This is a genomic window from Sporofaciens musculi (assembly GCF_009830285.1).
GTDB classification, from domain to species: Bacteria; Bacillota; Clostridia; order Lachnospirales; family Lachnospiraceae; genus Sporofaciens; species Sporofaciens musculi.
The window spans coordinates 1,879,086-1,902,891 of record NZ_WUQX01000001.1; the positions used below are offsets into that span (position 1 = coordinate 1,879,086).

Sequence of the window (23,806 nt, forward strand, 5' to 3'; positions counted from 1 at the left end):
AAGTCAAGTAATGAAAAAATATCTTAGAGAAATAAGAGAGAATTAGGTTCTGAAAAAATCCATTTATGCATGATTAGTTGATGGGAGAGAAAAATATGAAAATCTTGATTCTTTCAAATAAAAGCGGAGCCATGGTAGATTTCCGATATGAGCTAATAACTGAATTGTCCAAAAAAAACTCAGTTGTTATTGCAACTCCTTTTGACGATAAAATGGAAAAGCTTCGTTCGATGCCTATACGACTTATAGAAGTCAGCATAGATAGAAGAGGGATTAATCCCTTTAAAGATGCTAGGCTAATATTAAAATATTTAAGAGTATTAAAGCAAGAACAACCGGACATTGTAATTACGTATACTATAAAGCCTAATATATATGGAGGATTGGTGTGCCGAATGAAAAATATTCCTTATGCGGCCAATATTACTGGTCTTGGCACATCATTTCAAAATGGAGGTTTGATTAAAATAATAGTTACCTGTCTTTATAAAATAGCCTTAAAAGACGCAAAAGACATTTTTTTTGAGAATACCGGAAATAGGGAAGTATTAGTATCGAATAAAATTTGTGATTTTGAAAAACACATATACTAAATGGTGCCGGAGTAAATCTAGCTAGATTTTGTTATCAGCAATATCCAAATAATGACGTCCCTAATTTTTTATTTGTTGGGCGTGTGATGAAAGAGAAGGGTGTTGACGAATTGTTTGCGGCGATGAAACAGTTGAATGCAGAAGGTAGGAGTTGTTTCTTGAACATAGTGGGGCCGTGTGAAGAAGGCTATGAAGAAATACTTCATAAGTATGAAAAATTAGGTTGGTTAAAGTATCACGGTTACCAAGAAGATGTTATTCCTTTCATAAGAAAAAGTGATTGCTTTGTTCTGCCTTCATACCATGAGGGAATGGCAAACACAAACCTTGAATGTGCAAGTTCTGGACGACCAATAATCACCAGTAATATTCCAGGATGTAAAGAGGCTGTCATTGAAGGAATTACTGGTTTTACTTGTATGCCAAAGAATTTTGATAGTTTATATAAAGCAATGCTAAGAATGCTTGAGCTTAACCAAGGTGATAGGATTAAAATGGGAAAAGCTGGGCGAAAGCATATGGAAGATTTTTTTGATAGAAGGAAGGTAGTTCAAGAAACAGTAGAGGTTATTAACTTATAAGAATAATTTAAAATAATAAATGTTAATTATAGATTATTTGAGATTAGTGAATTATTGCTGATATAAGAGGTGATATAGTGAGTAGCTGCCCATTAATAAGCATTGTGGTTCCAGTGTACAATGTTGAAAACTACATTAATAAATGCGTCGATAGTTTACTAAAACAAACATATAGTAATATAGAAGTAGTCTTGGTTGATGACGGATCGACAGATAGTTCATCCATCATTTGTGATAGACTTTCAGTGGAAAATGAGTGTGTAATAACTTATCACAAGAAAAATGAAGGTCTGGGATATGCGAGGAACTATGGCGTAAATAAGGCTAAAGGTGATTGGATTGTATTTGTTGATTCTGATGATTATGTTAGAGAAGATTACATACTATATATGTGGAATCTATCGTATAATGGAACTGTTGATCTGGTTTCTTGTGGAATTACATTGGAAGCTGAAAATGGAACCGAGTTATCTATTTCAACATGCAGAGAATGCTTTGTAAATTCATCGAAGGATGCTTTTTTTAACATATATATTAAAGGAATAGAGAGGTACACTGCATATTCAAAACTGATAAGAAAAGAGATAGCATTAAACAATCAATTCCCTAAAGGGTATTTTGAAGATTTTGCAACAACTTACAGATATTTAAGTCAATGTACAAAAGTTTCGTTTGGAGATGGAGGGGAGAATTACCGATATATACAAAGACAGGGAAGTATTTTAAATAGGAGACTCGAAAAGAAGCATTTGCACTGTTTTGAAATATGTGAAGATATTGCATCTTATATTCAGGAATCATATCCGGATTATCGCAAGTATATAGTATTACTTTATGAAACACAGCTAATTCAAATACTAAACAAACAAAGCATGGGGAAGAAAGAATATAGTAATCTTTTTTTAAATACAGACCTATATTTCGTGCAAAAATCCCTTGCCTATTATTTGATAAAAAGATTAGCAAAAGTCAGAAGATTATTGGACTTCTATTATGTACAACGCCAAAGTTGTATAAAATAAGTAGAAGAACAAAGAAGTTAATGAGGAATATGAGATAGGGAATAAGAATGAAAAGTTTAAAGATAAATATTAGTTTAACCACTATAATGCTCTATGCTATGTTCATAGCTATGTTTAGACCTGAGATTCTTCAACCCAATGTGCAGGTTGTTTTCAGAATTGCATTTTTAGGTTTGACATTGATTTACATTTTATTGACAACAAATATTAGAGAGTATTGGAATGTGGCTCTGCCCTTGTCGCTGTGTGTTTTTCTATCGAGTTTTATTAATTACAAGGACGGATTATTAAACTATAGCAATTTTCTTAATGGAACATTAAGAGCAATGTGTATATATTGCTTATATATCATGTTTTCAAAAGTGGTGAAGCAAAAAGGTGCGCATGCGTTGCTGGTTTATTTACATAGATTACTTTCACTTTATGCAATAATATCTGTTATATCCATATTCTGGGTAGTGAGAGATCAAAACGGATTATACTTTTTTGGATCAAAATATACTACCACATATTTATTGATCTTTTATTCAGGAGTAACGTTTTGTTTGTATGAGGATAGAATTAAGCAGAGTCTTTATTATAAAATAAAATATCTATTTATATACTTAATTGTGGGATTATCAATTGCATATACAGGCTGTGTAACAGGGGTTGTGACATATGCTGCTTTTTTCGTGCTTTCATTCGCAGGAGATCAAATAAAGAGAATACTTACAAAACCACATGTGGTCGTACTATGCATGATAGGAGCATTATTACTCCTTCTTTCTTTACAAGCAGTTTTACAGAACGAACTGGTTAAAGATATTATAATTAACATTCTACATAAAGACATGACTTTAACGGACAGACTTCGATACTATAATAGGGCTGCTTTTGTAATCCAAAATGGCAATTTGTTTTGGGGTTACGGATATGCAAGCGAGTTAATGAGAAGCAATATTGGTTTAGGAACGAATCTTCAAAATGGTTTGCTTCATATGATAGCTGAGTATGGGGGCGTTACCGTAATTGTTTTACTGATAAGCACATTTTATTTAACAAGGAACAACTTTAAGACAGCATATTGGGGAATGTACATGGCACTATATACTTTCATAATAGCATCTATTGTAGAGGTTTCATATCAGTTGGTGTTCTATTCTATATTGTTTTTAGTTCATCTACTTCAAAAGGATGAAACAGCAGGTTATTATGGAATTGGAGTGGCTTCTTACTCTACAAAGAGAAGGCATTTTTCAGTGAGATGGAAATCTATATGAACAATATAGCTCTTTAAACAATTATAGTCAGCGAGGGATTAAAGTTATAATATGAAAATGGGTGTAATAAGTGTCGTTATTCCAATATATAATGCCCAGAGACATCTCGAAAGATGTTTGTTAAGCATAACACAGCAGACATTTACTAATTTTGAATGCATTCTAATAGATGATGGTTCCACGGACGATTCCCAGGGAATATGCCATAAGTATATTAATGAAGATAGCAGATTTACATATATACGTAAAGATAACTCAGGTGTCAGTGCATCACGTAATATTGGTGTACAAGCTGCAGCCGGTGAATATATTGCTTTTGTAGATGCAGATGATTATATTGAGAAGGATTATCTTCAAATACTGTTTTCAAAGCTTTCAAAGCTTTCGAATCCGGGACTATGTTTATGTCAGTACTTTATTGATTCGACAGGCAGCTGTTTTCCAGTAATTGAACCAGAATTAAAAAGCTTCAGCAATATTGCCCCCTTTTTTTCTAGAACAAAATCTTAGAGAAAAAGATGGGACTATATATTCTGATAACATATGGGGATCAGTATGGAGATGTCTTTTCTGCAAAAAAGTAATAGAAGAAAACTCAATAGAGTTTAAGTCAAATCTTCGAATTCATGAGGATCAAGTTTTTATATTGGAATACATTAACAGTATTAATGCAAAAAATGTTATATACATCGAAAGACCTTTATATCATTATACAGTGGATTTGAATTACAGTTCTGCTCTTCACAGAGAATATATAACAGATTTGTTTGTTAATGATAAGTACTATTTACAATATGTAAAAGAAATTATTAAAAAAGCGGATGAGCTGAGCAATGTAGTTAAAGAGCAATGCTATTCAAATATATGCTTTCAAAATGCCTATAAAATTATTAGCCAAGAACAGTATCTCCCTATCAAAAAAGCAATGGAGAATTTAAAGTATTATAGTTCTTCAGGATTGAAAGAAGTAACTAGAATCGGTCTTAGTAGCAAAAGACATGATGATAGTAGGAAATGGATTATACTCAAGCTTTATATACTGAATAAATACGTTAGCATTGTACTTCTTTTTAAAATTAAGAGGATAATAAAAAGGAAAAATTAACATGAAAATTGGAATTATTACGCTTCATGCTTCAGAGAATTTCGGTTCAATATTGCAAGCTTTTGCATTACAAAGTTATCTTAATAGTAAAGGACATGATGCATATATTATAGATTATACTTACACGAATGATTATAAACAGTATAATCTCTTTTATATAGCTCCTGGATATTTCGTTAAATCCTTAGCAAAAGATATTCTGTATTTTGATAGGAAAAGAAAAAGGAAAAAGGTTTTTCTTGATTTCTCGAATAGTAAACTGAAGAAAACTAATAAATCATATTATGATAATGATGATTTGTCAGAATTAAACAAGGAATTTGATGCTTTTATTTGCGGAAGTGATCAAATTTGGAATCCGAATTGTTTAAAAGCAATTGTACCTGCATTTTTTTTGGATTTTGCTGACGATAATAAAAGGAAGATAGCGTATGCACCTAGTATGCCAATAGACCCAGGAGAAAAATACTATGACCAAATAAAAAGACTAGTAAATAGGTTAGACTATGTTTCCGTAAGAGAAGACATTAGTGTTAATATTCTAAAAGAACGTATTGGCATAAGACAGGATGTAATAAATGTGTGTGACCCCACTTTACTATTACCTGGAAAGTTTTATATCGACTTATTTGATCTGCACAAACAAGAAACAAGTGCACTGAGAAATGATTATATTTTTGTTTATATTCTTGGAGATATTGGGACGTCACAGAATTTAATCAAAGAGGCGATAAATATACAGAATAAAACACATATGCCTATATATTATGTCAGCAATAGAAAAATAAGAGAATTTGTACATAATAAGAATAAGTATCTGTTAGGAATTGGGCCAAGAGAATTCTTGAAGTTCATTAATAATTCTAACGCTATTTTAACAGATTCATTTCACGCAACAGTGTTTTCTATTTTGTTTGAAAAAAGATTTATCAGCTTTGGTAGAAACGAATCGGAGTCAAGAGTTAAAAATTTGTTGTCTGAGTTAGGACTCATGGATCACTATGGGAGTGATTATTCTTCAGAATGTCTAACGAAAAAAATCTCATATAAAACGATTTTGAGAAAGATTCATCTTATGAGGGAGAATGGGGAACGCTATTTGGAAAAAACCTTATTTAGTTAGTTTATATCAATGGAGGATTATTTGTAGATAATGAGAATTGAACGCACGAAAAATGCATCACGTAATTTTGCTTATGGCATTTTCTATAGATTTTATTCTATAGTGTTCCCATTTGTGATTCGAACAGCCATTATATATCTCTTGGGTGTTGAATACTTAGGGTTAAATAGTCTGTTTTCTTCAATACTACAGGTATTAAATCTTGCTGAACTAGGAGTTGGTTCAGCGATGGTGTTTTCGATGTATGCTCCTATTGCAAGAAATGATAGCTCTAAAATATGTTCGTTGATGAAGTTATATAGAACATATTACAGGATTATTGGATTAGTAATATTGCTTGGGGAGTAATATTATCTCCAATTATTCCGATGTTAATTGAACAGGATGTTCCTCCTAGCATTAACATTTATATATTATATTACCTTAATCTACTCGCAACAATTCTTACATATTGGCTTTTTGCTTATCGAAATTGTTTATTCCAAGCATTTCAAAGAATTGATATTATTACTAAGACAACGCTTATATCAGATACTGTAAAATATTGTGGACAATTAGTTGCTCTAGCTGTTTTCCATGATTTTTATATATTTTTTATTGTTGGAATACTTGGGCAGGTATTTAATAATATATTGATACTTTTATTTTCCAAGAAGTATTATCCAGATCTTAATCCAACGGGTTCTATCCCAAAGGAAGAACGAAAAACCATAAATGGTAGGATACGAGATCTTTTCACTTCAAAACTAGGATGGACGATTGTAAGTTCAGCTGACACTATTGTCATTTCAGCATTTCTTGGACTTAAAGTTTTAGCGGTATATCAAAACTACTATTATATAGTTAGCGCCCTTCAAGGAATGATAATCATTCTTTTTAATTCGGTTGTTGCTGGATCCGGTAATAGTATGATAGTTGATAGCAACGAGAAGAATTATCATGACTTAAAAAAACTAAGTTTTATAACGTTTTGGTTATTAGGTTATTGCTGTGCAGGCATACTATGTATAATGCAGATTTTTATGAAGGTATGGGTTGGCGACGAGCTTTTACTTCCATTCTATTTTGTAATCCTGTTTTGTATCTATTTAACCGGAAACATTATTGTACAGTTGTTAAGCGTTTATAAAGATGCAGCAGGTATTTGGCATAAGGATAGATTTAGACCATTAGCTTCTGGTATTACAAATTTGGGACTCAATTTGATATTTGTAAATTATTTTAATCTTATGGGTGTTGTGTTATCAACTATTATCAGTGTTTTTTTTGTGAGTGTTCCATGGATTATTAAAAACGTTTTTATTCTTATTTTCCCCGGACGTTTTCGAGACTATTTTAGGCTGATGATAAACATGTTATGTGCTATAAGCATTTCTGCGATATTTCCATATTTAATATGTTATGCTATTGAAGGAGATGGAATTGGAAAACTGGTTTTAAATCTTGTGATATGCACCACCGGTTACAATCTGGCAATGTATATTATTTATCGAAGATCAGAAATATTATCGGAATTATTCTCAACAATGAAAATCTTGGCTCGCAATAGATCTTCAAAATAATTGTAATGTCATTAGAGAAATTCTGTTGCCAGGAGGAGATGTATTAAAGGCATTTTCTTTCCAGAGGAGTGTTACGGATACAGCTCTCAAAGTATAAATATATCTATACTGTGGTGCGGTTAAGGAGTTTTTATGAGAAGTGTATGTGAACAAAATAAATGTGCTGGATGTATGGCATGTATAGATATATGTCCGAAGTCTGCAATTAAAATAGTGGATAGTATTGAGTTCTACAATGCTGTGATTGATGCTGAAAAGTGCATTAATTGTAAAGCATGCGAAAATGTATGTCAAGAATTGCATCCTGCAAAAAAGAGAGAGCCGATCTTTTGGAAGCAAGGATGGACGAACAAACTAGATAGATCAAAGAGTTCGTCAGGCGGCTTGGGATATGCTTTGGCAAGTGCATTTATTAAAGAAGGCGGTATTGTGGCTGCGTGTGTGTTTGCCAATGGGGAGTTTAAATTTCAGACGTTTGATAATCTCATTGAACTAGATGCTATTCGAGGGTCTAAATATGTTAAGAGCAATCCAATAGGTATTTATAAGAAGATACGAGAGATTATAAAGGAAAGGAAAGTACTGTTTTTGGGCTTGCCATGTCAAGTATCTGCATTATTAAACTATATTGGAGAACATAATGCTGATAATTTGCTTACAATCGATTTAATATGCCATGGTACCCCTAGTCCCAACATTCTTACAGATTATTATGCTGAGCATCGCATTGATATTAGGGACATTAAAAATATATCATTTAGAAAGAATAGTAATTTAGGATTAATTCAAAATAAATCCCGTTTTACTTACCCTTTTAATATGGATGCTTATAGCCTTGCTTTTCTAAATTCTGTTTGCTATACAGAGAATTGCTATAATTGCGCGTATGCGTCATGGAATAGGGTGTCTGATATTACTTTGGGTGATTCATGGGGGTCTGAATTGAATGATGAGGAGAAAAAGAGAGGAATTTCACTTGTTCTTTGTCAAACCTTAAAAGGAAAGAATTTAATTGATATTGCAGACTTATCCCTAGCGAATGTAGACAGAATAAAAGCAGTAGAAGCAAATCATCAGTTACAACATTCATCTGTCAAAACAAAAAAATATGATGTTTTTATGCAATCATATCTAAAAAATAATAATGTTTCTGAGGCAGTAAGAAAATGTTTTCCCAAACACTATATTAAACAGATTATAAAAACAATACTATATAAGCTTGGAATTTACAAATGGGGGGAGGTAATGTATAGGATTACTTTTGAAACCAAAAGTTGAGTTAAGGAGATGGATATCACCATGTTGACAATCAGTATAATTATACCGGTATATAATTCCCACATGAAGCTTTTTGCCCCGGCAGGGCGGCCGTCTTTGTTCACTAGCACACGCGTCTCATCTGCCTGCAGCATATGGTAGCTGTACATTTTTTCATGCAGATAACCATTGAGGATCGCAAGATACCTGTCCGTGCACTGGATCGTCCAGTTTGCCATGTTCTGCCTTGAAATATGCAGAACGTACCGCCCAAACTCCTGCTCCTGCCGGTAAAACGGGACGACATTGATATATTTTGCATTTATCACTGCAGCCTCAATGGACGGGGACACAAAGCTCCCTCCTTAAAAGGCATTTCGGGTGTGGGGCCCTGACGATCTCCTCCGTCTTCTTCCCGGTGTACACATTTACATGGTGTTCCTCCACCTCAGCTTTCGCCGGGGTAAATCCATATCTGTGGTATACTTTATCCGGGAACTGTTTAAAGCAGCCTTTCCCGAACAGTTCCTCCAGTTCTTCTTCCGACATGAAATGCTACGTTAAAGAACACAATCTTCCCGTCCACTTCCATAAAAGAGATATGGGTTTCCATTTCATGCTTTGGTGTGGACAGCTAATAAATAAAGTCTTTACACTTTTTTAATTTTTAATTATAATAGTAATCAAATTCTGATTCATTATCTGTATATGAATTTATTTTTATGTTGTGACTAATGGGAGAATTATAAAACGGCATAGATGATTTTAGCAGAAATGGAGGTGTAGTAAATGACGCATGGCGGAGGAATCTCAAATTCCAGAGAGTTGGAGTTCGTGCTTTTTTGTATTGAAAATATTTCCTTACGGCTGAATATAGATGCAAAATGTGTCTACGATGCTTTATCAAAGAAAAGTGATATATTAAGCGGCTATATTGTTCCGGAATATGAGAGTCTTCACACGCAAAGCAAAGATTATATCGTAGATGAAATTCTGGAACTTATGGAGGAAAGGGGAGTAGAATTATGATTTTGTATCATGGTTCCTATATCGAGATACCGGAACCAGATTTTAGATATTCCCGTCTGAATGTAGATTTTGGACGAGGATTTTACACAACACCTATTCATGAGCAGGCTTTCAAATGGTGCAGTAAGTTCAGGCACCGCGGCAGAGATGGGATAATCTCTTGTTATAGCTTTGATGAATATGCTTGTAATGATATGAATATACTGAAATTCGACGCCTATTCCGAAGATTGGTTGGAATTTATTTTAACCTGTCGGAGCGGAAAAGACGTATCGAGTTATGACATCGTAGAAGGCGGTGTAGCCAATGATCAGGTGTTCAATACGGTAGAGCTTTATTTTGATGGGCTGATTGATAAGACGGAAGCAATTAAACGATTGCGTTATGAAAAGCCGAACATGCAGATTTGCTTTCGGACAAAGGAAGCATTATCAAAGCTACATTTTGAAGGGAGTGAACGGATATGAACGCAAATCCTGTTTTATTACAAAAAAAGTATGCCCGCGTGATTGAAGAATTTGCCAAAAAAGCTTGTATCACATTGGATGCCGCATTGGATTTTTTTTATCACTCAGAGGTTTATTGCCTTATTCGTGAAGGAGTATCAGATATGCATTGTATGAGCGATCTATATTTGGCCGAAGAATTAGATATGGAATACCGCGATACCTTTCCAGAAGAAAAATCTTTTTCTATTACCTAATTTTCGCAGAGTATCTTCCTCTGCGAAAATTATCTCTAAAGAACATATTTATTGTAATCACCCAACCCGCAGAAGTCAATACCTAAAATATTTTTGTAATAATTTGGTGCGGGTTTCTCAGAAAAATATCTATATTATTTCCTTTATTCTTTAAAAATCATATATTATTTCAAATAAAATCAGTTAATTTACCCATGAAATCAACAGCAAATTTTCGCAGAGGAAGATACTCTGCGAAGTTGGAGGGATTGGTATCTGGTACTTAATAGACTGCCGCGGTCAGAATGAGGCGGAAGCGGTTGTTTCATATAGAAAATATTTAACTACTGAAGCAGCAAAAGACATTTTCCTGCTGACATATGACCGGATGCGCCGCTATGAAGGGACGTGGCATACGGAAAAGAGACTCTTATTCCCCTCCTATGTGTTTGTGGAAAGTGAGAATAGAACGCTTCTTTTGAAGGAATTGAAAGAGGGCGGAATGGAAGCATTACTCTGTATCGAACAGGCTGAGGAGAAGTTTTTAAGGGATTTATACGGAGACAGCCGCCATCTTATGATGTCAAAGGGGATCGTCAAGGGCGGTTTTCCCCAAGTAACAGCAGGACCTTTGAAGGGAATGGAGCATAAGATTTGCAGAATTGACAGGCATAAAAGGCTTGCAAAGCTTAAGATGCCTACAGAGCAGAAGCTCGGCTATATCACGGCGGGATTAGAGATTACAGAGAAGATATAGAGCGTTGGCCAAGAATAGGGAGAGGATTGCATGAATACGAACTGGTATGTAATGCGGACAATTCCGGGGAAAGAAGCAGAGGCGGCTGCATTGATAGAAGATAAAATCAGCCGTAAGCTATGGGCTTCCTTAAGGATACTTCGGAAGCAGCAGCTATTTCGCACAAAAGGGAGGTATCTCTTGAGTAAGAAGGAAATGTTTCCAGGGTACATTTTTGTGCATACAACATCGCCAAAGGAGCTTAGGAAGGAATTGGAGAAATCCAGGCAGTTTCCCCAGTTGGTGGGCGGCCAGGGGATTGACATTGTACCAGTAGAACAAAAGGATTTAAAATTCCTTAAAAATGTCTGCGGCGAGAATTTGGGGCATGATATGAAGTTGTCTACGGTACAGGTGGACGATGAGGGGCAGGTAAAAAGCGCGGCAGGAGTGTTAAAGCCCTACCTAAACCAGATTACCAGACAGAGGCTCAGGCATCGGTATGTGACAGCCAGGGTTAGACTCTTTAACCGTCAGGAGGACGTGCTCTTTGGAATACGGATGGAGGGAGATCCTAAGTAGGTGGATTGGAAACCAGGAATACTTCTTGAAGCATTGGCACTTGGAGTAGGAATGGTGGAAATAGAAGAATTATGACTGTGGCTGTGGGTATATGTACATACAGGTATGGATGGCGAAGCCATGTAAAAATGTAGGAATGGGAGGACATGGGATATACCACCATTCCCTGGTATGGATGGCGAAGCCATGTAAAAATGCAGGTGCTGAGACAGCAATGGTCAGGAGGATATATGTGGTATGTAATGCAGGTGGCTTCGGGAAGGGAAGGACATACAGTCCTGTTGATGGAGAGGATTCTATCTCAGGGGATTCTTGAGAACTGTTTTGTTCCCATGCGAAGGATGAAGAAGAAATATGAGGGGAGATGGCAGGAGGTTAAAGAGAAGCTGTTTCCAGGGTATGTATTCTTAATCTCAGAACAACCCCAGTTATTGTATGATGAATTGAAGCAGATCCCTGCGTTGACAAAACTGTTGGGAAGCTGTGAGGAATATTTTACGCCGCTGTCAGAAAAGGATGTGCATTTTTTAAAGAAATTGCAGAGTATACAGTCAAGGGGATATGGGAAAAGCCAAAGATGTTCCCAGGGTGCAGATGGAATTCGTTCATTCAGGCAAGGGAAAGAACCAGATGCGTTGTTTGTGGGACTGTCGAAAGTGGCTGTGGGAGAGAACCAAAGAATCAAAATCATATCGGGACCCCTTAAAAATTTGGAGGGGCAGATTAAGAAGATAAATCTTCATAAAAGGATAGCGGTTGTGGAGGCAGAGTTTATGGGGAATCGCATATTGCTTCATTTGGGGATAGAGATTGCAGAGGATGAGAATTATGGTACAGGATTACATCAATGATTTACGTTTTAAAGATTTGAAGCCTTTGAAAGAAAAAGTCTGGCTCGCATCTCCTACGATGCATGGAAAAGAGCTGGAATTCATGACAGAGGCTTATAAGACAAACTGGATGACGACTTTGGGAGAGAACATAGATTGTATAGAGAAGCTAGCAAGCAGCTTTATGGGAGTGAAACATGCTGTGGCTCTTACTTGCGGAACAGCCGCCATCCATCTTGCGGTAAAGCTGGCAGCAGAAAGGTTATACAACGCGTCTACAGGAATCAGCACTCCAAACGGATTAGGGACGGGAGGATCATTGTTTGGAAAACGTGTATTCTGTTCAGATCTTACTTTTGACGCAACCGTAAACCCTGTAGTTTATGAGGGCGGCGAGCCAGTGTTTATAGACTCAGAGTATGATACCTGGAACATGGATCCAGAGGCATTAGAGAAAGCTTTCAGGCTCTATCCAGATGTGAAACTGGTGATACTGGTGCATCTTTATGGAATTGCAGCGAAAATAGATGAAATCAGAGAGATATGTAAGAAAAATGACGCCATTCTCATTGAAGATGCGGCAGAGAGTCTGGGTACATTATACAAAGGACAGCAGACGGGAAGTTTTGGAGACTATGGGATTATCAGTTTTAATGGGAATAAAATTATTACAGGAAGTTCGGGCGGTATGCTGCTGGTGGATGACGAATACAGTGCAAATAAAGCGCGTAAATGGAGTACACAGTCGCGGGAGCCTGCACCGTGGTATCAGCATGAGGAGTTGGGATATAACTACAGGATTAGCAACGTTGTTGCAGGGGTAGTCCGCGGACAGTGGGAGTTTATGGGCGAGCATATAGAGAGAAAAACAGAAATCTATCAGAGATATAAAAAAGGACTTTCTGATTTACCGGTTTGTGTAAATCCAGAGGGAGAAGGGATATCCAACCATTGGTTAAGCTGTCTGCTGATTCATAAAGAAGCCATGTGCGAAACAGAAAGATCAGATTGCTCGGCAACATACATAACGTCTTCAGGAAAAAGCTGTCCGACAGAGATATTGGAAGCCCTGGAAGCTTTTCATATAGAGGGAAGGCCGATTTGGAAACCGATGCATCTTCAGAATATATACAGGAATCATGGGTTTGTGACAGCAAAAGGCGGCAAAAGGCAAAAAGGCAATGAAGCAAATGTTGGTGCAGACATATTTGCAAGAGGATTATGCCTGCCAAGTGATGTGAAGATGACTGACGCCAAGCAGGATTTTGTGATAGAGATTATTCACAGATGTTTTGCATAAATGAACAGCTTAGGAGGTTAAGTATGGAAGAAAACATAAAAAAGACTTTAGAATATCCATTCCAACCCCAATTTATTCTTTCTAAAAAGAAAAAAATAAAACGAGAGCTTCTTAAGGAATGGCACCAATTTGAGAATAAGAAGGTTGCGGTTTTAGGAGGCTCTACCACACATGATATCATAGCCATTATTGAACTTTTCCTGTTAGCTCAAGGAATTAGGCCAGAATTCTATGAGTCTGAATACAATGGGTATTATACGGAGGCTGTATTTGATAACCCTGCTTTAAAAGAATTTCATCCCGATATTGTCTATATATATACGACAAATCGTAATATTGATCAGTATCCAGATATTTCTATGACAAATGAGCAGGTGGAAACCCTTATCCACAATACGGTTAGGAAGTTTACAGATATGTGGGAGAGTCTTACTAAAGAATACCACTGTCCGATTATTCAAAATAATTTTGAGATGCCTTGCTATCGTTTGCTCGGAAACAGAGAAGTATGGGATATTCACGGCGCCGTCAATTTTTTGTCCAGAGTGAACGAGCAGTTTTACCAGTATGCGCAAAATCATAAAGACTTTTTTATTTGCGATATTAATTATATTTCTGCGGATTTTGGTTTGAAAAAATGGCATGATCCATTGTATTGGTACATGTATAAGTATGCCCTCAGTTTGGACGCGATTCCAACTCTGGCATTTAATGTCTCGAATATGATTAAGTCTATCTTTGGAAAGAACAAAAAGGGATTTGTTCTGGACCTTGACCATACTCTGTGGGGCGGCGTCATTGGAGACGACGGTATTGAAGAAATCAAACTTGGACCGGAAGAACCAGAGGGAGAGGCATACTGGGAGTTTCAGAGATATTTAAAGCAATACAAGGATTTAGGAATTTTGTTAAATATTGATTCAAAAAATGAGAGAGCAAATGCCCTTCTGGGGATTAAGCATCCAAATTCCTTGTTAAAAGAATCCGATTTTATCAGTATTCAGGCGAATTGGAATCCAAAAAGTGAGAATTTCCTAAAAATTGCAAAAGAGCTAAATTTATTGCCTGAGAGTCTTGTATTTGTGGATGATAATCCGGCGGAGCGCGCAATCATAGAACATCAGATAGAAGGAGTAAGCGCGCCGGAAATAGGTCATGTTCAGGAATACATCAGAATCATTGACAGGTCTGGTTTTTTTGAAGTAACCACATTGTCAGAAGATGATACATATAGAAACGAGATGTATAGGAAAAATGCAGAGAGAACCAAGGCAGAAGCTTCCTTCAAGGATTATAATGAGTATCTTTGTTTCCTTAATATGTCCGCAGAAATAGCCCCATTCACATCTATCTATATTCCACGAGTCACACAACTTACAAACAAAAGCAATCAGTTCAATCTTACGGCAAAAAGATATACCCAGAGCGAGATTGAAAGCATCAGCGCAGACGAGAATTTTATGACTGCTTATGGGAAGCTTATGGACCGTTTCGGTGATAATGGAGTTGTATCCGTGATAATCGGAGAGATAAAAGGTGATGAATGTCACATATGTCTGTGGTTGATGAGCTGCCGTGTTTTAAAACGGAATATGGAATTTGCCATGATGGATTATATGGTGGAGAGATGTAAAGAGCAAGGAATCCATAAGATGGTGGGATATTACCATCCAACGAAGAAGAATGAAATGGTCAGGGAATTTTATGGAGAACTGGGATTTTTTAAGACGATTCAAAAGGAAGATGGAGACACAGTCTGGGAATATGAGATTCCGGAAGTTTACATAAAAAGAAATACAGTGATTAAGGAGATACAGCCATGACGAGAGATGAGATCATGAAAGAGCTTATAGAAATATTTCAGGATGAGTTTGATGATGAAAGTCTGAAAATAGACGAGGAAATGATATTGGATGATTTGGAGGACTTTAGCAGCCTATCCATGGTGAATCTTATGTCAACGATTGCGGCAGAGTTTTCAATCAATTTTAGTATGGGCGAATTGCGGAAAATCCAAAGTGTGGGAGATATTGTGGAGTTGATTCTTGGCAGGAAGTGAGAAGGATATGTATATTCATCATGTGGGATATCTGTGTAAAGATATAGAAAAAACAAAAATGGATTTTTTGAGTCTTGGATACGTAGTGGAACAGGAAGCAATCAGGGATGAACTGAGAGATTTGGATATCTTGTTTCTGCGCAATGGAGCTTATCGGATTGAACTTGTCAAGCCTAACCGGAATTCATCCATATACCCGCTGTTAAAGACCTATAAAAATGCACCCTACCACATCTGTTATGGAGTTGCTAATCTGGAAGATGCAATCGCTTCATTTACTTTGAGGGGGGGTATATTGTGATACAGGAACCAATGTGCGCGCCTGCAATTCGTAACAGAAAAGTATGCTTTCTTGTAAAGAAGTCCCTGGGAATGATTGAACTTGTTGAGGAGAAAGAAAATGGAAGTAACAGTTAAGGAGATTGTATCATTTTATGAGAGTATTGGGATTAAATATCGGATAACAGGTGAAGAAGATGTTTCGGTTCATTCCTTCTGCCCACTAAATGCATTAAAGTCCGGAAGCGTCACATGGGCGCGGCATTTGCATAAGATTCCAATTGAGAAAATGAATGAGGTTCATAGAAAAGAAAGCTTAATATTAGTTGCTGAATACGGTGAAGAGTTAGCGGGAGCAGAATTTCCTGTGATTTATGCGGAAAATGCCCAGAGGGCTTTTTTTCTCATGACAGAGAGGTTTTTTGGATTTTTAAATCCAGAGAACAGGGAAAGAAAGATCGAGAGAACCGCTGTCGTAGATACGAAGCAGATTGGAAAAAATGTCTATATCGGACATCACACATACATTGCAAGCGATGTGAGCATAGGCGATAATGTGACAATCATGCATAATGTAACCATTGAGGGAGGGACTATTTCCATCGGAGATCATACCATCATAGAGTCGGGAACCACCATTGGAGCCCAGGGCTTCAGTTATTTTAAGGGATTGGACGAAAGAGAGATCTGCGCTCCTCATTATGGCGGCGTAAGGATTGGAAACCATGTAAAAATAGGCGCGAATAATACAATTATTCGAGGATGTCTGGCAGATACAGTCATTGAAGATGATGTAAAAACTGCGGATTTGGTATGTATCAGCCATAACGATCTTATTAAGCAAGGCGCTCAGATTACTTGCGGAGTTATGATTGCAGGAAGTACAACCGTAGGAGAACATTCATGGATTGCACCTGGCGCTGTATTGAATAATGGGGTAAATATTGGTGAAAACAGTTATGTTGGTATTGGCAGCGTAGTGTTAAAGAAAGTGAGAGAAGGACATAAAGTATTTGGTGTTCCAGCCATAAATATCGATTGAGGAGTAATTTGATGGAAGAACGATTACCAAAGCTTAAAAAGACGTTTTATTCCGTGATTGTAAAAAGGTGTTTAGACGTAATATTAAGTGGATTTGCATTAGTATTGCTGAGTCCATTTTTTCTTATTATTGCTATTTTAGAAATTATATTTCATGGTAAACCAGTTTTATACTGTCAGAAACGTACAGGACAAAATGGTATTATTTTTAATATTTATAAATTTCGTTCAATGACTAATGAAGTTGATGAGAATGGAGAACTACTTGCAGGAAATCTAAGATTAACGAAGTTTGGTAAACTGCTTCGCAAGACGTCTATTGACGAACTTCCGGAATTGTTTTGTATTTTCAAAGGAGATATGTCTATTATAGGTCCGCGTCCATTGCTTCCACACTATACAGAGCTATATAGCAAGAGACACAGAGGAAGATTATTAATCCGTCCCGGACTAACTTGTCCTTGGATAAAAAAAACAAAGAATGAACGGAAATATAGTAAATATACCTGGGGAACCCAATTTGAAAATGATATTTGGTATGTGGAAAATGTAAGCTTTTTTGTAGATATTAAAATGATATTTGCAATTATAAAAGAGGTTTTAGTGCCAAGGAGTGACAGAGTGGATGATACAAGGGAAGAATTTAACGGAAGGAATTTGTGGGAATAAAAGAGATGAAGATTGTAGTTGTAGCGCCTCATAATGATGATGAAATATTAGGTGTGGGAGGAACAATGGCAAAACTGTCCAAACAGGGCCATGAGGTTATTGTTTGTGAAGTTACGGCGGGTGATTTGGATAATGAAATTGTACAGTTACAAAAAAAAGAAGCAGTTGCTTCACATAAATTGATGGGAATCAGAGATACCATTTTTATGAATCTTCCGGTAGTTGGATTGAAAGAAATGAGAACGGCGGAGATTAACAGGAATTTTTTGAATATAATGACAGAGCTTAGTCCTGAGATTGTTTTTATTCCACATAAGGGTGATATGCATATTGATCATAGAATGGTAGTTGACGCAATAATGGTCGCATTAAGACCAGTTTCGTCTCCCAACTTAAAAGCAATCTATGCTTACGAAACATTATCTGAAACAGAATGGAATACACCGTCAGTAGACAATGTATTTATTCCTACGGTTTATGTGGATATTACGAATGAAATAGATACAAAAATAGATGCAATGAGATACCATAAAAGCCAGTTGTGTGAATATCCGCATCCACGTTCATTAGAAGCGATAGAGGCGTTGGCAAAGCACAGAGGAAGTACAATATGTCGGAAATATGCAGAAGCATTTATGTCGATCAGGCAGGTTTTTTAGAAATGAATATACCAAAAAAACCAGAAGAACTCATCAGTGTTATCGTTCCAATCTATATGATTGAACAATATCTGGGCGTTTGTATTGAGAGTATTTTAAACCAGACATATACAAATTTGGAGATAATCCTTGTGGAAGACGGCTCAAAAGATTTATGTCCTGAGATTTGTGATTTATATGCAAAGAAAGATAGCAGGATTAAAGTGATACATAAAGATAATGGCGGATTAGTTTCTGCACGAAAAGCAGGGATTCAGATAGCGTCGGGTCAATACATAGGTTATGTAGATGGGGATGATTGGATAGAAAAAGAATTCTATGAAAGCATGTATTGCGCTATAAAAGCATCAGAGGCGGATATGGTTTGCGCGGGATATACAAGGGAGCTGTTTGATAAATCAGAACAATTTTTAAATATCTGTTCATCAGGGGTTTATCATGATGAGAATTTGAAACACATCTATGATTCTATGATTTCAGAGGGTTCTTTTTACCGACCTGGGATTTATACATATGTATGGAACAAGCTGTTTAAAAGAGAGCTTCTTTATTTGGTACAAATGAATGTAGATAACAGAATTTCAATCGGTGAAGATGCGGCAGTTACATATCCAGCTTTATTAAAGTGTAATAGAATCTGTATCACGGATAATACGGCATATCATTACAGGCAGCATAATAGTTCTATGTTAAAGAAGAATAATTTGCTAAGTAATGAAATTTTAAAACTTAAATATTTGTACGAATATATGGAGACTTGGGCTGAAACAGAAAGCTCATATCGTATATCGTCTCAAATAGAGGACTTTATTTTATCTATTTGCATGATACGTTCTGGAGGACAGTTGGACTGTTCAAATACAAGATGTACATATCTGGCGTTTGATGAGAAATATATTGGAAAATCCGTCGTAGTCTACAGTGCAGGAACCTTTGGCCAGCAGTTAATCCATCGGCTGAAGGAAAAAGGCTGTTGTAATATAGCTGGCTGGTTAGACGATGATTACTGGGAATACAGACGGTGCTGCCTGGAGGTTGACCCGATAGAGAGCATAACAACGATTACTTTTGACTATGTGCTGATTGCCGCCGTTGATCCCAGCGTTACTCATGAAGCTGTAAAACGGCTTCTGGACTTAGGCGTAAGTGGGGATAAACTTTTGACGGTGTCCGTTCCAAAAGAAAAAGAAGGGCTTATCAGACGCTTCCTGGATGTAGAGGCTCTAAAGACGGAAAAAAAGAGAATGGGAGGGGATATTGCATGAAGGATTTTGCAGTAAAAATTTTGACAGCAGAAAAAGGAAATACACATCTATTTTCTGTTGGTCAGGCAGGCTTCATTATAAAAAGTTCAAAAGGCCAGCTTCTTGCCATAGACCTGTATCTCTCAAATTGTGTGGAGCGCGCGGAGGGGCATACAGGGTTTAAACGCCTCCTTCCTAAGCTTTTAAGTCCATCAGATTTAGATTTTGATGCAGTCGTCTGTACCCATCCCCACCTTGACCATTTCGATCTGGACACGGTTCCCCAATTAATGAGGCATAAGACAAAACTTTTTTGCTCTGTAGACTGCAAGAAGCTGATTAAGCAGACGCAGATGGAGTATTACAGGGAACAGATTACCTATGTAACCCCAGGCGATGGGGCCAGGGTAGGAGATTTTTCCATTGATTTCGTCCCTTGCGACCATGGCGAGGGAGCCCCAGATGCGGTAGGCGTGCTCGTTACGGTAGATGGAAAGAGAATCTATGAGGCGGGAGACACCTGCTTAAGGCTTGACAGGGCAGGGGAGATACCTAAGCCCCTGGATGTCCTGATAGGGCCTGTCAATGGAAGATATGGAAATATGGATGAAGAAGAACTAAGTCAGCTAGCCGAAGCTTTAAAGCCTGGTATTACCATTCCATGCCACTATGGAATGTTTGCATCCCATCATGGAGATGTAGGCAGATTTTACGACATTATGACGAAGAAAAAGCTGCCAATACACATTATGCAGCAAGGAGAGCAATATACACTTAAGAGGTTATGAAAATGATGAAGGAATTTGAAGGAAAAAAGCTATTAATTCTTGGAGGAAACCCTGAAACCACGCCATTGGTTGAGTTGGCGAATGGGGGGGGGTATTTACAATCGTAACATCTGCGCGCCATACGGATCCGGCCAAGAAAGCGGCCTGTAAATCCTATGACGTAGACGGGCTGGACGTCCCTGGCTTGATTGCCCTGGCAAAAAAAGAACAGGTTGACGGCGTGTTAGTCGGCGTTGCGGATATTCTTGTGCCATCCTATTGCAAAGTCTGCGATGCTTTGAATCTGCCCTGTTATGCGACACAGGACATTGTAAATATCTTTTCATATAAAGATGTCTTCAAGGCGACCTGTGAGCGTTACGGTATCCATGGGATTCCAGAATTCTATCTGGATGCCGAGATGAAACGTGAGGACCTTGATCAGATTGTCTACCCTGTCATGGTAAAGCCGGTGGATAACGGCGGCGGTGTAGGCATGACGGTTGCGTATAATGAGTCGGAGCTTTGCAGGGGAGTAGAAACTGCTCTGGCGGCTTCTGACAAAAAAAGATTCATTGTTGAGAAATATATGCAATGTGATGATATGGGAATGTATTACACATTTAAAGATGGGTATTGCTCTGCTTCCTGCATCTATGACCGGTATACTACGGATGAACAAAAAGGGGTAAGCAGGGTCTGCCTGGGAGGGACATATCCCTCCAAACATATTGAAGAATACTTCAGCCGAATGCACAGTAATGCGGTTCGGATGTTCCAGGATATTGGAATCACCAACGGCGTGCTGATGTTATCGGGGTTCTATGAAAACGGCGAATTCTATGTATACGATACAGGGTTTCGCCTCCAGGGGGAAGCGCCCCATCTTCTGATGAAGGCAATCCACGGATTTGACCAGCGTAAGATGCTGATTCGATTTGCGCTCACCGGCTCTGAAGGGGAGATTGACATTAAGAAGGAGGACGATGTGTTCTTGCGGGGCAAACATGCAGCCACGCTTTGGTTTCTCCTGAAAGCCGGAAAAATTGCGAGAATTGAAGGGCTGGAGGAGGCGTCTTCTGACCCGAAGGTGGTGGCGAACATTCAGAGGCTGTACGAGGGCGACACTGTTCTTAAGGAATGGGTAGGACAGGAGAAGCAGGTTTTGACGCGCATGTATCTGGTATGTGACAGTAAGACAGAACTTTCCAAGAGGCTGAAGCATTATATGAACAAAGTCCGAGTCTATGACGAGGACGGCAACAACATGGTTCTGAAAGGATTTGATGTTGATCAGGCGCTAAAGCTTAGCTCTGTTACCTAGTGCGTAAGTCTCCTTTGCATCAGTTCTTTTAGGCTGAATGTGAAAGGAGAGTCTATGGAGAGAGAATTTGAAGGAAAGAAGCTGTTAATTCTTGGAGGTAATCCTGAAACCATGCCTTTGGTGGAGATTGCCAACGAAATGGGTATCAAAACCATTGTGTCCTCCGCCCGCCATACAGACCCCGCCAAGAAAGCGGCCTGGAAATCTTATGATGTGGACGGTATGGACGTTGCAGGGCTTGTGGCTCTTGCAAAAGAAGAAAAAGTAGACGGTGTGCTGGTTGGCGTTGCGGATATCCTTGTTCCGGCTTACTGCAAGGTATGTAAGGCCCTTGACCTGCCCTGCTATGCCACACAGGAGATTGTGGAGGTATTTTCGTATAAAGATGTGTTCAAATCCACCTGTGAGCGCTATGGGGTTCATGGGATACCGGAATATTATCTGGACGGGGAGATGAGACGGGAGGATTTGGACAAGCTTGTCTACCCTGTTATGGTAAAGCCGGTGGACAACGGTGGCGGCGTCGGTATGACGGTGGCTTATAACGAGGAAGAATTGAGAGCCGCGGTTTCTCTTGCATTGGAACATTCCAAAAGAAAACGGTTTATTGTCGAGAGGTATATGGAGTGTGAGGATGTAGGAATCTATTATACCTTTAAGGATGGCGAGTGCTCTGTGTCCTGTATCTATGACCGGTATACCACAGACAAACAGCCAGGGTTCAGTAAGGTTAATCTTGGAAGCATATATCCCTCTAAGCATCTTGAGGATTATTATAAGAGGATGCACGACAATATGGTTCGTATGTTTCGTGAGATTGGTATCAGAAACGGGGTGCTGCTGATTTCTGCATTTTATGAGAAGGGCGAATTCTATGTCTATGACCCTGGATTTCGTTTACAAGGGGAAGCGCCTCATCTTCTGATGAAGGCTGTCCAAGGCTTTGACCAAAGAAAGCTGCTGATTCGGTTTGCATTGACTGGTTCAGAAGGCGAGATAGACCTTAAGAGGATGGACGACGTTACGCTTCGCGGGAAATATGCGGCTACTCTGTGGGTTCTGCTAAGACAGGGGAGGATTAAGAGTATCAGCGGTTTGGAGAAGATTGAGAATGACCCAAGGGTTGTTGACAACGTGCAGAGGCTTTATGAGGGCATGACTGTGGAGCCCTCCTGGATTGGAACGGAAAAACAGGTTATGACCAGGCTTTACCTTGTTTGTGAGAGTATGTCTGAGCTTAGGGAAACGCTTCTTGCCTGTGAACAAAAAATCAAGGTGTTTGACGAGAATGGAAATGATCAGGTTTTGGAATGGCTGAAGCTGGATCCTTCGGCATATGGAAAGGGGCAGGAGACAGGGAAGCGGACTGCTGTGATTACGGGAGGAACGAGAGGGATTGGTTTTGAAACTGCAAGGGCTCTACTTAGAGAGGGCTATCATGTTGCTGTAATCGGGAGGAATCCCAGCAGGGCTAAGGAAGCGGCCTTAAAGCTTGGGGACTGTTGTAAGGGCTATTGCTGTGATGTCTCTAATGTGCAGGAGGCGGAGGAAACCCTTAAGAGGATTAACCAGGATTTCGGCTCTATTGACGTGTTGATTAACAGTGCGGGAATTCTTGATACTTCCAGACTTGATACTCTGACTGAAGATGAGTGGAATGAAGTGTTGGATATCAATCTTAAGGGGACGTTCTTTATGATGCAGAAGGCAGTCCCTTATCTGGAAAAGGCTGCTTTTCCCAGAATTATTAATATATCCTCCAATGCCGGACGGATGGGAGGATATGAAAACGGGCTTGCATATACTGCCTCAAAGGGCGGTGTGATTGCGCTGACTTACGGGGCGGCAAGGAGGCTTGCGTCTAAGAAGATTACGGTAAATTGTGTTTCTCCCGGAACCATTGTGACAGAGATGGTGGAGGAGGGCTATGACGACGAGGCAAAACAGAAGCTGATTGCACGATTTCCAGTTGGGAGAATGGGAAGACCAATGGAAGTGGCTGATGCCATCTGCTATTTTGCAAGTGAAAAGTCGTCGTTTACCACAGGGGCAGTCCTTGATGTAAACGGCGGTATGTTTATGGGGTAAAGGAGATGGGCA

At 38.3% G+C, this 23,806-nt stretch carries 29 protein-coding genes; 27 read left to right on the plus strand and 2 right to left on the minus strand.

Translation table 11 applies throughout. The features are described 5' to 3' along the window. The first annotated feature begins 95 nt into the window (after nucleotides 1-95). The 10 genes from GN277_RS29385 (at nucleotide 96) to GN277_RS09305 (ending at nucleotide 8,526) form a co-directional block, all read left to right on the plus strand. Nucleotides 96-593, plus strand: coding sequence for a glycosyltransferase (locus GN277_RS29385; protein WP_204162723.1), 498 nt, complete (start codon nucleotides 96-98; stop codon nucleotides 591-593). 86 nt (nucleotides 594-679) lie between these two features. Further along, nucleotides 680-1,174: a glycosyltransferase gene (locus GN277_RS29390; protein WP_204162724.1), complete on the plus strand. Its 495-nt coding sequence runs from the start codon at nucleotides 680-682 to the stop codon at nucleotides 1,172-1,174. Between the two features lie 77 nt (nucleotides 1,175-1,251). Beyond that, on the plus strand, nucleotides 1,252-2,196 hold the full coding sequence (locus GN277_RS09270; RefSeq protein ID WP_159750809.1) for a glycosyltransferase family 2 protein: 945 nt from the start codon (nucleotides 1,252-1,254) through the stop codon (nucleotides 2,194-2,196). Between the two features lie 47 nt (nucleotides 2,197-2,243). Next, nucleotides 2,244-3,458 carry a hypothetical protein gene (locus tag GN277_RS09275; protein WP_159750810.1) on the plus strand — a complete coding sequence of 405 codons (1,215 nt, stop codon included), beginning with the start codon at nucleotides 2,244-2,246 and terminating at the stop codon, nucleotides 3,456-3,458. A gap of 51 nt (nucleotides 3,459-3,509) precedes the next feature. After that, complete coding sequence (locus GN277_RS09280; protein WP_159750811.1) at nucleotides 3,510-3,968, plus strand: glycosyltransferase family 2 protein; 459 nt, start codon at nucleotides 3,510-3,512, stop codon at nucleotides 3,966-3,968. Between the two features lie 205 nt (nucleotides 3,969-4,173). Then, nucleotides 4,174-4,563, plus strand: a complete 390-nt coding sequence (locus GN277_RS09285) for a hypothetical protein (protein WP_159750812.1) — start codon at nucleotides 4,174-4,176, stop codon at nucleotides 4,561-4,563. A gap of 1 nt (nucleotide 4,564) precedes the next feature. Then, entirely contained in the window at nucleotides 4,565-5,686 is a 1,122-nt protein-coding gene (locus tag GN277_RS09290; protein WP_159750813.1) for a polysaccharide pyruvyl transferase family protein, read from the plus strand. 30 nt (nucleotides 5,687-5,716) lie between these two features. Further along, nucleotides 5,717-6,034, plus strand: coding sequence for a hypothetical protein (locus GN277_RS09295; protein ID WP_159750814.1), 318 nt, complete (start codon nucleotides 5,717-5,719; stop codon nucleotides 6,032-6,034). A gap of 20 nt (nucleotides 6,035-6,054) precedes the next feature. After that, nucleotides 6,055-7,248, plus strand: a complete 1,194-nt coding sequence (locus tag GN277_RS09300; RefSeq protein ID WP_159750815.1) for a lipopolysaccharide biosynthesis protein — start codon at nucleotides 6,055-6,057, stop codon at nucleotides 7,246-7,248. A gap of 132 nt (nucleotides 7,249-7,380) precedes the next feature. Then, entirely contained in the window at nucleotides 7,381-8,526 is a 1,146-nt protein-coding gene (locus GN277_RS09305) for a Coenzyme F420 hydrogenase/dehydrogenase, beta subunit C-terminal domain (RefSeq protein WP_159750816.1), read from the plus strand. Here GN277_RS09305 and GN277_RS30065 read toward each other — a convergent pair. Next, on the minus strand, nucleotides 8,475-8,858 hold the full coding sequence (locus GN277_RS30065) for an IS66 family transposase (protein WP_244324647.1): 384 nt from the start codon (nucleotides 8,856-8,858) through the stop codon (nucleotides 8,475-8,477). The two genes, GN277_RS09305 and GN277_RS30065, sit on opposite strands and share 52 nt — an antisense overlap. Next, nucleotides 8,842-9,054: a hypothetical protein gene (locus tag GN277_RS30070; RefSeq protein WP_244324648.1), complete on the minus strand. Its 213-nt coding sequence runs from the start codon at nucleotides 9,052-9,054 to the stop codon at nucleotides 8,842-8,844. Before GN277_RS30070 ends, GN277_RS30065 begins: the two co-directional genes overlap by 17 nt. Before the next feature lie 240 nt (nucleotides 9,055-9,294). On the opposite strand from GN277_RS30070, the gene GN277_RS09315 reads away from it, so the two are divergent. From GN277_RS09315 to fabG, 17 genes are all read left to right on the plus strand, one after another. After that, a complete protein-coding gene (locus GN277_RS09315; RefSeq protein ID WP_159750817.1) occupies nucleotides 9,295-9,534 on the plus strand; it encodes a DUF3791 domain-containing protein in 240 nt (79 codons plus the stop codon). After that, complete coding sequence (locus GN277_RS09320) at nucleotides 9,531-10,001, plus strand: DUF3990 domain-containing protein (RefSeq protein ID WP_159750818.1); 471 nt, start codon at nucleotides 9,531-9,533, stop codon at nucleotides 9,999-10,001. The genes GN277_RS09315 and GN277_RS09320 overlap by 4 nt, the downstream gene beginning before the upstream one ends. Next, nucleotides 9,998-10,237, plus strand: coding sequence for a DUF3791 domain-containing protein (locus GN277_RS09325; protein ID WP_159750819.1), 240 nt, complete (start codon nucleotides 9,998-10,000; stop codon nucleotides 10,235-10,237). The genes GN277_RS09320 and GN277_RS09325 overlap by 4 nt, the downstream gene beginning before the upstream one ends. A 367-nt stretch (nucleotides 10,238-10,604) precedes the next feature. Next, nucleotides 10,605-10,973, plus strand: a complete 369-nt coding sequence (locus GN277_RS09330; protein WP_159750820.1) for a hypothetical protein — start codon at nucleotides 10,605-10,607, stop codon at nucleotides 10,971-10,973. A 30-nt stretch (nucleotides 10,974-11,003) separates the two neighbouring features. Next, entirely contained in the window at nucleotides 11,004-11,534 is a 531-nt protein-coding gene (locus GN277_RS09335) for a transcription termination/antitermination NusG family protein (protein ID WP_159750821.1), read from the plus strand. A 146-nt stretch (nucleotides 11,535-11,680) separates the two neighbouring features. Beyond that, a complete protein-coding gene (locus GN277_RS09340; protein WP_159750822.1) occupies nucleotides 11,681-12,385 on the plus strand; it encodes a transcription termination/antitermination NusG family protein in 705 nt (234 codons plus the stop codon). Further along, entirely contained in the window at nucleotides 12,363-13,664 is a 1,302-nt protein-coding gene (locus GN277_RS09345; protein ID WP_244324649.1) for a DegT/DnrJ/EryC1/StrS family aminotransferase, read from the plus strand. The genes GN277_RS09340 and GN277_RS09345 overlap by 23 nt, the downstream gene beginning before the upstream one ends. Before the next feature lie 23 nt (nucleotides 13,665-13,687). Beyond that, the gene (locus tag GN277_RS09350; RefSeq protein WP_159750824.1) at nucleotides 13,688-15,487 is read left to right on the plus strand and encodes an HAD-IIIC family phosphatase; all 1,800 of its coding nucleotides are present in this window, start codon (nucleotides 13,688-13,690) and stop codon (nucleotides 15,485-15,487) included. Further along, entirely contained in the window at nucleotides 15,484-15,723 is a 240-nt protein-coding gene (locus GN277_RS09355; protein ID WP_159750825.1) for an acyl carrier protein, read from the plus strand. The genes GN277_RS09350 and GN277_RS09355 overlap by 4 nt, the downstream gene beginning before the upstream one ends. Next, nucleotides 15,710-16,024 (plus strand): VOC family protein, encoded by a 315-nt coding sequence (locus tag GN277_RS09360; RefSeq protein WP_159750826.1) that lies wholly within the window; start codon nucleotides 15,710-15,712, stop codon nucleotides 16,022-16,024. Before GN277_RS09355 ends, GN277_RS09360 begins: the two co-directional genes overlap by 14 nt. A 99-nt stretch (nucleotides 16,025-16,123) precedes the next feature. Then, nucleotides 16,124-17,044: an LbetaH domain-containing protein gene (locus tag GN277_RS09365; protein WP_159750827.1), complete on the plus strand. Its 921-nt coding sequence runs from the start codon at nucleotides 16,124-16,126 to the stop codon at nucleotides 17,042-17,044. A gap of 11 nt (nucleotides 17,045-17,055) precedes the next feature. Continuing rightward, nucleotides 17,056-17,712: a sugar transferase gene (locus GN277_RS09370; RefSeq protein ID WP_159750828.1), complete on the plus strand. Its 657-nt coding sequence runs from the start codon at nucleotides 17,056-17,058 to the stop codon at nucleotides 17,710-17,712. Then, nucleotides 17,703-18,371: a PIG-L deacetylase family protein gene (locus GN277_RS09375; protein ID WP_204162725.1), complete on the plus strand. Its 669-nt coding sequence runs from the start codon at nucleotides 17,703-17,705 to the stop codon at nucleotides 18,369-18,371. The genes GN277_RS09370 and GN277_RS09375 overlap by 10 nt, the downstream gene beginning before the upstream one ends. 2 nt (nucleotides 18,372-18,373) lie before the next feature. Beyond that, nucleotides 18,374-19,636 carry a glycosyltransferase family 2 protein gene (locus GN277_RS09380; RefSeq protein ID WP_159750829.1) on the plus strand — a complete coding sequence of 421 codons (1,263 nt, stop codon included), beginning with the start codon at nucleotides 18,374-18,376 and terminating at the stop codon, nucleotides 19,634-19,636. Next, nucleotides 19,633-20,403, plus strand: a complete 771-nt coding sequence (locus GN277_RS09385) for an MBL fold metallo-hydrolase (RefSeq protein ID WP_159750830.1) — start codon at nucleotides 19,633-19,635, stop codon at nucleotides 20,401-20,403. The genes GN277_RS09380 and GN277_RS09385 overlap by 4 nt, the downstream gene beginning before the upstream one ends. 184 nt (nucleotides 20,404-20,587) lie before the next feature. Then, entirely contained in the window at nucleotides 20,588-21,706 is a 1,119-nt protein-coding gene (locus GN277_RS09390; RefSeq protein ID WP_159750831.1) for an ATP-grasp domain-containing protein, read from the plus strand. A 54-nt stretch (nucleotides 21,707-21,760) separates the two neighbouring features. Next, a complete protein-coding gene (fabG, locus tag GN277_RS09395) occupies nucleotides 21,761-23,794 on the plus strand; it encodes a 3-oxoacyl-ACP reductase FabG (RefSeq protein WP_159750832.1) in 2,034 nt (677 codons plus the stop codon). Nucleotides 23,795-23,806 lie beyond the last annotated feature (12 nt).